The 8,943-nt window shown below is 66.7% G+C and carries 10 protein-coding genes; 4 read left to right on the top strand and 6 right to left on the bottom strand.

What is annotated here, in order from left to right; translation table 11 throughout:
- Positions 1-61: 61 nt before the first annotated feature.
- The gene (gene fbaA, locus ACFWBU_RS18830) at positions 62-1,099 is read right to left on the bottom strand and encodes a class II fructose-bisphosphate aldolase (protein WP_169619049.1); all 1,038 of its coding nucleotides are present in this window, start codon (positions 1,097-1,099) and stop codon (positions 62-64) included.
- A 178-nt stretch (positions 1,100-1,277) separates the two neighbouring features.
- Between fbaA and ACFWBU_RS18825 the strand changes: the two genes are divergently transcribed.
- Positions 1,278-2,024, top strand: a complete 747-nt coding sequence (locus tag ACFWBU_RS18825) for a VTT domain-containing protein (RefSeq protein WP_169619047.1) — start codon at positions 1,278-1,280, stop codon at positions 2,022-2,024.
- 80 nt (positions 2,025-2,104) lie between these two features.
- Here the strand turns inward: ACFWBU_RS18825 and ACFWBU_RS18820 are convergent, their stop codons facing one another.
- From ACFWBU_RS18820 to ACFWBU_RS18810, 3 genes are all read right to left on the bottom strand, one after another.
- Positions 2,105-3,238 (bottom strand): glycoside hydrolase family 76 protein, encoded by a 1,134-nt coding sequence (locus tag ACFWBU_RS18820; protein WP_378528966.1) that lies wholly within the window; start codon positions 3,236-3,238, stop codon positions 2,105-2,107.
- A 106-nt stretch (positions 3,239-3,344) separates the two neighbouring features.
- Positions 3,345-4,028, bottom strand: coding sequence for a TrmH family RNA methyltransferase (locus ACFWBU_RS18815; protein ID WP_378528965.1), 684 nt, complete (start codon positions 4,026-4,028; stop codon positions 3,345-3,347).
- A 2-nt stretch (positions 4,029-4,030) separates the two neighbouring features.
- Complete coding sequence (locus ACFWBU_RS18810) at positions 4,031-4,642, bottom strand: hypothetical protein (protein WP_296549383.1); 612 nt, start codon at positions 4,640-4,642, stop codon at positions 4,031-4,033.
- 154 nt (positions 4,643-4,796) lie between these two features.
- Here ACFWBU_RS18810 and ACFWBU_RS18805 point away from each other — a divergent pair, with 154 nt between their 5' ends.
- On the top strand, positions 4,797-5,243 hold the full coding sequence (locus tag ACFWBU_RS18805; RefSeq protein WP_169619043.1) for a hypothetical protein: 447 nt from the start codon (positions 4,797-4,799) through the stop codon (positions 5,241-5,243).
- Between the two features lie 63 nt (positions 5,244-5,306).
- Here the strand turns inward: ACFWBU_RS18805 and ACFWBU_RS18800 are convergent, their stop codons facing one another.
- Positions 5,307-5,810 carry a hypothetical protein gene (locus tag ACFWBU_RS18800; RefSeq protein WP_378528964.1) on the bottom strand — a complete coding sequence of 168 codons (504 nt, stop codon included), beginning with the start codon at positions 5,808-5,810 and terminating at the stop codon, positions 5,307-5,309.
- 104 nt (positions 5,811-5,914) lie between these two features.
- Positions 5,915-6,589: a hypothetical protein gene (locus ACFWBU_RS18795; protein WP_169619040.1), complete on the bottom strand. Its 675-nt coding sequence runs from the start codon at positions 6,587-6,589 to the stop codon at positions 5,915-5,917.
- Positions 6,590-6,786: 197 nt separating this feature from the next.
- Here ACFWBU_RS18795 and ACFWBU_RS18790 point away from each other — a divergent pair, with 197 nt between their 5' ends.
- Both ACFWBU_RS18790 and ACFWBU_RS18785 read left to right on the top strand, forming a co-directional pair.
- Positions 6,787-8,223, top strand: a complete 1,437-nt coding sequence (locus ACFWBU_RS18790) for a hypothetical protein (RefSeq protein ID WP_169619039.1) — start codon at positions 6,787-6,789, stop codon at positions 8,221-8,223.
- A gap of 269 nt (positions 8,224-8,492) precedes the next feature.
- Positions 8,493-8,921: a hypothetical protein gene (locus ACFWBU_RS18785; RefSeq protein WP_378528963.1), complete on the top strand. Its 429-nt coding sequence runs from the start codon at positions 8,493-8,495 to the stop codon at positions 8,919-8,921.
- Positions 8,922-8,943: the final 22 nt, after the last annotated feature.

Below are 8,943 nucleotides of genomic sequence, written 5' to 3'. Positions count from 1 at the left end.
CCGACAGAGTGTCGGCGCCCCGTTCGCGTTGTACCGGGACGGTGCGAACCGGTATTCGCGACTACTTCGCGGACACCGAACGTCCGGCGGACCGCAGGTCGTTGCACGCCTCGATGACACGCTCCGTCATCGATGCCTCGGCCTTCTTCAGGTAGCTACGCGGGTCGTAGACCTTCTTGTTGCCGACCTCGCCGTCGATCTTCAGAACGCCGTCGTAGTTCGAGAACATGTGGCCGGCGATCGGACGGGTGAACGCGTACTGCGTGTCGGTGTCCACGTTCATCTTCACGACGCCGTAGCCGAGGGCTTCGTCGATTTCCGACTTCAGCGAACCCGAACCGCCGTGGAACACCAGGTCGAACGGCTTCGAGCCCTCGGGAAGACCCAGCTTCGACGTGGCCACAGCCTGGCCCTCGGCCAGGACAGCCGGCTTGAGCTTGACGTTGCCGGGCTTGTAGACCCCGTGCACGTTGCCGAAGGTCGCGGCAAGAAGGTAGTGGCCCTTGTCGCCCGCGCCCAGCGCATCGACGGTCTTCTCGAAATCCTCGACGGTCGTGTAGAGCTTGTCGTTGATGGCGTTCTCGACGCCGTCCTCTTCACCACCGACCACGCCGATCTCGATTTCCAGGATGATCTTCGCTGCGGCGGCGTCGGCCAGGAGCTGCTGCGCGATCTCCAGGTTCTCGTCGATCGGGATCGCCGAGCCGTCCCACATGTGCGACTGGAACAGCGGGTTCTTGCCGGCGTCGACGCGCTCCTTCGAGATCGCGATCAGCGGCCGGACATAGCTGTCGAGCTTGTCCTTCGGGCAGTGATCGGTGTGGAGCGCGATGGTGACGTCGTACTTGTCGGCAACGACGTGAGCGAACTCGGCGAGTGCCACGGCACCCGTCACCATGTCCTTGACGCCCAGGCCCGAGCCGAACTCGGCGCCACCGGTGGAGAACTGGATGATGCCGTCGCTACCGGCGTCCGCGAAGCCCTTGATCGCGGCGTTGATGGTTTCGGACGAGGTGCAGTTGATCGCCGGGAACGCAAAGGAATGCTCCTTGGCGCGCGCAAGCATCTCGGCGTAGATCTCGGGAGTCGCGATAGGCACAGCGGCTGTCCTCCAGTGAGAAGTCGATCGGCACCCCGCCGGGGTGTGGCAGGTGCCCTTGTTGTCCTTGCAGTATGTCAACTGACACGCCCGGTTCATACCCGGGCCGGGTTCCGCCCGATCCCGGCCGACGTGTTGCGATTCGGGCCGCCACTCCCGCAGCGGTACCCTGGCGAACGTGACTTTGGTAGAAGCCTCGGAATCTGTGACCAATCTGGCCCTGTTGCCCGGGTTTCTGGACCCCGTCAACCTCCTGAATTCGTTCGGCACCTGGATGCTCATCGGCCTTCTGGTCGTGGTGTTCATCGAGTCGGGTCTGCTGTTCCCGCTGCTCCCCGGCGACTCCCTGTTGTTCACCGCGGGTCTGATCGCGGCGGCGAAGTCCGCGGAGGTGGAGCCCTTCGCGCCGCTGTGGGTGCTGATGGTGACGATTCCGATCGCAGCGGTCCTCGGCGACCAGGTCGGGTACCTCATCGGCACCAAGGGCGGCGCCAAGCTGTTCAAGAGCGACGACGCGAAGCTCTTCAAGAAGAGCTATCTCGACGAGTCGCACCGCTTCTTCCTGCGGCACGGCCCGGCGATGATCTTCCTGGCACGCTTCGTGCCGATCGTGCGCACCTACGCCCCGCTCGTCGCCGGTGCCGCGAAGATGCCGTACCGGGTGTTCATCACCTACAACGTCATCGGCGGCATCGTGTGGGGCGCGGGCGTGACCCTGCTGGGTTACCTGCTCGGCCAGATCACGTTCATCGCCGACAACGTCGACTACATCTTCCTACTGATCGTGTTCGTGTCGGTGCTGCCCATCCTCAACGAGGTCGTCAAGCGCTTCCTCGCGTCGCGTCGCAGTCCCGCTGCCGCCGCCGCGGTCGACGATTCCGAGCCGGCCACGATGCCCATCCCGCGTACCACCCCGGGCAAGTAACCCCCAGAGACCGAGAAAGGTGGTTTCCGTCCCCGAGCACCGGGGCCGGAAACCACCTTTCGTGTCTGTGCGGCCGGGATCTACGAACCCGCAGGCTTCGACGCCCGCTCGGCGGCGACGGCATGGGCGGCCTCCATCAGCATCCAGCCACCGAGTTGCACCGACAGATCGCGCTCGGCGACCGCCGACCCGCGCACCGAGCCGTGGGAGAACTGCGCGATGGCCGCACCGAATCCGGGAAGACGGGCCTGCCGCGTCCAGTCTTCGCCGAACAGCGGGAGTTCCTCGACCTGCAACCGGTTCTCCCACGCGGCTTCCGCCGACGCCAGCACGATCCGCGCCGCGGTGTTGCGAGCGCGCACATCGTCGTTGTCGTGCACGGGCAGCGTCGTCGCGACCATCGCGAGGTACCGAGTGAGAATCCCGTTGAACAGTCCGCCGTCGCCTCCACCGCCCCCCGCGACCACGCTCCGTTCGGTGAGGTTGTCGTCGACCGCCTCGACGAGACGATGCACGCGTTCCCGGTGCCGGGCGTCACCGAGTTGCACGGCAAGTTCGGTCTCGAGGCCGAGAGTGGCGCCCTGGCAGTAGCTGTACACCGCGCGCTCGTGCACGCCGTTACGGATGCCGTCGAGGACGAGGCCGGTCTCGGGATCCACGAGCGTCTCGTCGATCCAGTCCGCCATTTCCTGAGCACGCCACACCTTGCCGGCGCGAGCGAGCAGGAGCGCCGCGGGAGCATTCGCCGGAGCGTTGAAGAAGTCGTCACGACGGCGCCACGGGATGCCGCCGCCCTGCTCGGGAGCCCACGCGCCGGACAACTCCCCGACCAGCGTCGTGATCGCCGAGCGGTGGTCGACGTACACGTGACGCTGGGCTCGCTCGAGCGAGAGGCCGAGCCAGGCCATGTCGTCGAAGTAGTTGTTGGTCCAGCCCGACAGGTTGCGAATGCGGTGGGCACGGGTGAGCCGGACGACACGACGCCGTCGACGCGGCGTGGCGTCGCGTTCGGCGGCGTCGACAGCCAGGTCGATCAGGTGCGCCTGCCACCAGTAGTGCCACGTTCCGAAGAGCCGTTCACGACGTGCGGCGGGCCATCCGACCACGCCCAGCGCCGTTCCCGGCAGTGCCCACAGCCTGCGTACGTGGCGTGACATCACAGCAGTCTCCGCAGCGTCTGCACGCTCCGACCACTGCTCGGGCACAACGTTCATCATCCTCATCCCACACTGCCTGCATAGCCCCCGCAACGGCACCGCGAGGTGCCCGACTCTTCATCCGGGTTCGGGCCGTCGGTGTTACCTCACCGTGGTGAGATCGCTACCACGCGTCGGCGAGATCGGCGTGCTGCCGGATCCATGCGTGCATCGCGATCCCGGCAGCGACTCCGGCGTTCACCGAGCGAGTCGAACCGAACTGGGCGATGGACACCGTCATCGATGCCACGTCGCGGGCACGCTCGGTGACGCCGGGCCCTTCCTGCCCGAACAGCAGCAGACAGTTCCGGGGCAACTCGACCGTCTCGAGGGGAACCGACCCGGGGGTGTTGTCCACCGCGACGATCGTGAGGTCCTGGGCTGCCGCCCAGTGAAGCAACGCATCGACATCGGGATGATGCATCAGGTGCTGGTAGCGGTCGGTCACCATCGCCCCGCGGCGGTTCCAGCGACGTCGTCCGACGATGTGCACGGTGTTCACCGCGAACGCGTTGGCCGTGCGTACCACGGTGCCGATGTTGGCGTCGTGCCCGAAGTTCTCGATGGCGACGTGCAGAGGGTGCCGGCGCCGATCGATGTCCGCGACGATCGCCTCGCGCGTCCAGTAGCGGTAGGCGTCGACGACGTTGCGCCGGTCGCCGTACGCGAGCAGTTCGGGGTCGTACCGCGGGTCGGTGGGCGGCTCGGTCCCGTATTCGTCGATCCACGGTCCGACACCGTGCGGATGCTCTCCCCATTCGGTCGGTCCGGGGAGCTCTTCGGCCGGGGCGTGCTCGTCGGTCGACATCGTCAGAACGTTTCGTTCGAGCTGGACGCGACGGTGAAGCCGTGCCCGGTGGTGTCGTTCGTGCACGTCACGTCGACAGCCGTGGTGCTACACGTGTAACCCAGTTCCGACAGCGTGGACCCGGGCGGCAGTGCCGGGCTCGCGCCTTCCGGCGACAGGTAGACGGGACCGCCCGAGCACACGAACTCGCCGGGACCGGTGTCCTGGACCCGGATGCCGTGTCCCCAGTTGACGACGCAGCTCTCCGGGCGCGGGGGCACGGGGTCGGTGACGCCCTCGCAACCGGCCTCGGTGCGGCTCGGCAGCCGGACGATGCCGCACTGGAAGGTTCCGTCCGGGCTCGCGAAGTAGTACGACTCGTTGCGCTCGTACTCCACGTCGACGAGCGTGGTGGTGGGCGCGCTCGGAGTGGGTTCCGGCGGCGTAGTGGTCTCCGGCAACTCCGAGGTGGTGGTCGGCGCTGCGACCTGCTCGGTCGTCGTGGCAGGCGGAGCCGCCGACGACACCGTCGCGGACGTTTCGGCAGGGGGCTCGTCGGCGGTGGACGAACCACATCCGGCAACGACCAGTGCGGCGCACCCGGCCACCGCAATGGAGAACAACCGACTTCTCACGTAACACCCTCCCGACGATGTGCGGGCCTCACTCTAGCGATCCGGGACGGGCAGCCGGCCACCCGCCGTGCGCGCCTGATTTTCGCCGGGCGCATCGCCGGAACCGTGACCGCGGCCCCGGCTCCCGGGTTTACCCTTGGACGCGGAGGGAGACATGCACCACCACCGTCGCATCGTGTGCACCGTCGCGTTCGTCACGACGGCGTACCTCATCGTGTTCTCCCTGTGGCTGAACCTGTTCCTCCCGAAGTCCGAACCGGGGACGGTGGGATTCCAGATCATGTTCCTCGTGTGCCTGTACGGCACCGTGCTGGGGCTGGCGATGGTGTTCAGTGATCGCTCGTCCAAGGTTCAGCGCCGGATCGAAAGGGAAGGGTTCGAAGGCTGGGCGACCGTCCGGTCCGCGAAGCCCGTCCGTGTCACGCGCGGCGGCCAGCTCACCGAACTCGACCTCGATCTGACCGTGCCGGGTTCCGAGCCCTACCACGGGAAAGTCTTCTACGAGGTCTCACACAAGCACCTGCCGCGCTACACCCCCGGTCAGATCGTCACCATCTTCGTCGACCCCGAGGACCGCGACCGCATCCTGCTGTTTCCCTGACTCCGGCCGCGCGCACTAAGAAGCGCCCTCGCGGGCAACGACCGCGGGGGAACCATCAGCGCGTCAGCCCGCCCACGAGGAGACGTGGCAGCACAAGTCGCCGATCAACGACACCACCCGATCCTCGTGGGGGTCGATCCAGACCGCTGCGTCATCGACCTGCCGCGGCAACAGCAGATGCCCACCACGCGAAGGCCACTGCACGAAGTCGTAGCCCGTCAGTTCGCCCTGGGCGGTATCGGCGACCCAGACTGCGGCTTCGGCGAACGAGGTGTTCATCGACAGTCCCTGACACAATCCGAATCCACTGATACCCGCAGTGCCGTGCCATCCGATGGTGACGGCATAGGTCCGGCCGATGGACAGTTCCCACATCAGCCGGTCAGGATCGACGTCCCGGCCGTAGCGCAGACACCGCAAATCCCGCGCGGTGGCCACAACCGCCTCGACCCACGCCTGCGGAGCGTCGAGCTGCGCCCCAGGCGTGTCATAGAAATCGACAACGTCACCAACGACCTTGAAACGCCACGTCAACTGCTCCGCATCGTCAGGATCCCAGATCGGCACGAGCTCTACTGTCGCACAACAGCGGTGAGGATCCGTCCCGTCGCACCGCCACCCCGCCGGCACAGACCACAGGCCGGGGACCGTGCTCGGTTCGTCCCCGGCGGCTAGCGATTGCGTACCTTCAGCACGGCGTTGGTGAAGAACTCGGTGAACTCGCTTTCGAACTCTTTGCCGTTCATGCTCACGACAGCAACGGTGTACTCGTCGACAGAGGCGTAGCCGTAGAAGACCTCGTTGTTGGCCCAGTCCGGATTATCGGGATCGGAGACCTCGTAGAGGATGGCCGCGTTCTCGGTGGCGATCGCCGGGGGCAGATCGAGTCGCGAGGTGGTGATCGTGCGCGAGTTCATCCTGTACATCGAACACGATCCGGTGTGCGCATCGGCGACCCGCGCGACATCGAGCGGCACGTCACTGACCAACGTGAGATAGGAACGCTCGTCATCGAGGTAGGCGCCCATCATCGACGTCGAATCCACATCGCTCAACGTCAAACGGGCTTCGTCGGCGTAACTCGACTGCTCACCGCACTCCACAGGGTCGTACCCGATGTCCCTCGGCAACCCGACATCACTCGGCGTATCCAACAGCAGGTTCATCACCAACTGTTCCGGCTCGGTGAACCGAGCAACCTGCGTACCGGCAGGAAGATCCTCGACCGTCAGAAGGAGACTGTCGCGCGATACGGCCCCTGCCGGCTCCACATCACTTCCCCCGCATGCCGCCGCAACCAGCAGCAGCCCAACCAACCCGGCCTTCTTCCACAGCGCACGACACATTCCGCGAACGCTACCGGCCGGTGGGTGTCTCGGCCCGTCGCCGCCGCATCCGAGGCAGATCGTCGACACTCGTGGGGCTCATCGACACCCGCGCCGGCGTCTGCGTGTCGACGTTGCGAATCCCCCACTGCCTTGCACGAGCAACGGTAGGCTGGCTCTCTTCGTCTCACGCGGCGGAGTACCCGGGAGCTATGCCGATGACCGAACACCCCGCGCAGATGCGTCCTCACCGGCAGGTGCGGCTGCTCGCAGGCCAGGACGCCATCCTCGACGGCCAGATCCCCCAGCCCACCGTCGGGCAGGTCGGAGTGTTCTGGCTGCTGTTCGACGAAGTACCCGCCGACCCCCACGACCCGACCCTGTCGACGATCGACGCCGACGCCGAACCGCTCGCACCCCCACGCCTCGAACCCGCCGTCGACGCACCCGCAACGATGCCGCGGGCGTGGATGTGGCCGATCCTGCTGCGCGGCGACGGCTGGTCGGCGACCTGGTACAGCCGACGTCCCGCCACCGGCCGTGTCCGCCTCACCGGCCGGTTCGTCGGCGACTTCGCCTACGCCACCGGCGGCTCGGTCCGCGGACGCGTCACCGCGGCACGGAACATGAACGAGGCGGCCAGTGCCAGGCGGCACGAACCCGGCATCCTCGCCGACCTCGACCTCGACGATGTGCCACCGCTCCCGATCCGCCCCTCGATCATCCCGCGGGCGATCTCCACCTCCGGACGCATGCTGTGGGCCGCCGACGAACAATTCCCCCTGATAGTGCGAGTCGACCTCGACCATCCCACCGAGGCGCGCCCGTTCGTGCTGCCCGCCCCGATCGCCCCGCAACCCGGTAGTACCCCCTGGCGGCTGCACGCCGACCCGGAAGGATGCTGGATCGCCGGCTGGTACGGCATCTTCCGGGCCACCGACACCGGTGCGGTGCAGCGTCGCGACGACCGCCGGGTCGACGCCTCGGCCGCACACGAGGGAACACTGCTGACCTGCACCCACGAGAAGACCGCCACACGCATCGGCCTGTGGCACCCCGACGGGCAGACCCATCACGACGACACCACCCTCCCCGCCGGCACCGTCACCGCAGTCACCGCCTATGACGACGGTTTCCGCATTCTCCTACGCCAGCGGGACACGTGGCCGGTTACCACCGTCGTCGTCGCCATCACCCTCGGCGGACACATCACCGTCGGACCACCCCTCGACGGCATCGACAACCACGCCGTCCTGATCCCCGCCCCCGCCGCCGGCGTGATCGACCTGCGCGGCACCCTCCGCACTATCCGGCCCGACCTGCACACCGACCCCCCGACACGTTGGCCGCTGCCCGGCCTGTCCGGTGGCACCGTCGGCGACCACGTCTGGATCGAACACCACGACCCCGACCGCGACCTTTATGACGACCGTGAATACTGGCTCCTCAGTCTCACCGACATCACCGGACAAGTCATCGCCCGAACCGAAACCCGCACCCCCACACCCGATGTCACCATCGACGGTCACGGCACCGTCTGGATCACCGACAACACCAACATCATCGCCGTACACACCCCCACCGGCGCCCTCCCACCACCCATTCCTCTCGCCGAACTCCCCCACCACGGGTCGGATCCACCACACCTGGGGTGAGCCCGACCACCACGCGTCTCGACGTTGCGCTCCCGGCACCCGAGCCCCGCCCACACGGCAGATCCCCTGCCCGCAGCGTGGCCACGGAGGAGACCGCGGCCAGCCACCAGGATGTGCGCATTACGTCAAGAATTTGCGGGCTGCGTGAAAATACTGGTGTAGCGTCAATCTCTTCGCCCGGTGCGGAGTCCTGCAGGACTGATGACCTATGACCACACGATTGTCCGGGGCCTCGACGAATTGTCCCTGCTGCTGCCGGCGTCTCAGTCATGGCTGAGCGGGGACCTATCCCGGTCGGGGACGACGGAATCGATGTGCACGCGATTCTCGATGGTCGTCTCACTCCGCCGACATACGGGTATGCGGTCGAGGTCGAGGGCGGTCCGGTGACGATGTGGGTGGACTGCCGGTTCGTCGACGACGACGGAACCTTCATCCCCGCACACAAAAACCGCATGGTGCGGTTCCATGTCTTCGGCACAGCACTGCTGCCGCTCAAGGCCGTTCATGTGGTTCGGTCCACGGCACCGGTGAGCCGCGGACCGCTCTACCTCTACGCCCCCGATCCCAACAGCGCGGATCGACGTTTCGAGGTGGCGGTGTTCTTCTCGGCCGAAAACATCCAGATCGAGGCCCCACCGGACTTCGACTGGCAGAAGCGGGCCAGCCGCCACCGGGACTGCTGCACGGATAGGTGACATCTGAACTGTGGTGCCGTGA

It is taken from the genome of Rhodococcus sp. NPDC060084, from assembly GCF_042730335.1.
GTDB lineage: Bacteria > Actinomycetota > Actinomycetes > Mycobacteriales > Mycobacteriaceae > Rhodococcus.
The sequence above is the reverse complement of the archived record's forward strand: the minus strand, read 5'-3'. Positions and strand labels throughout refer to the sequence as shown.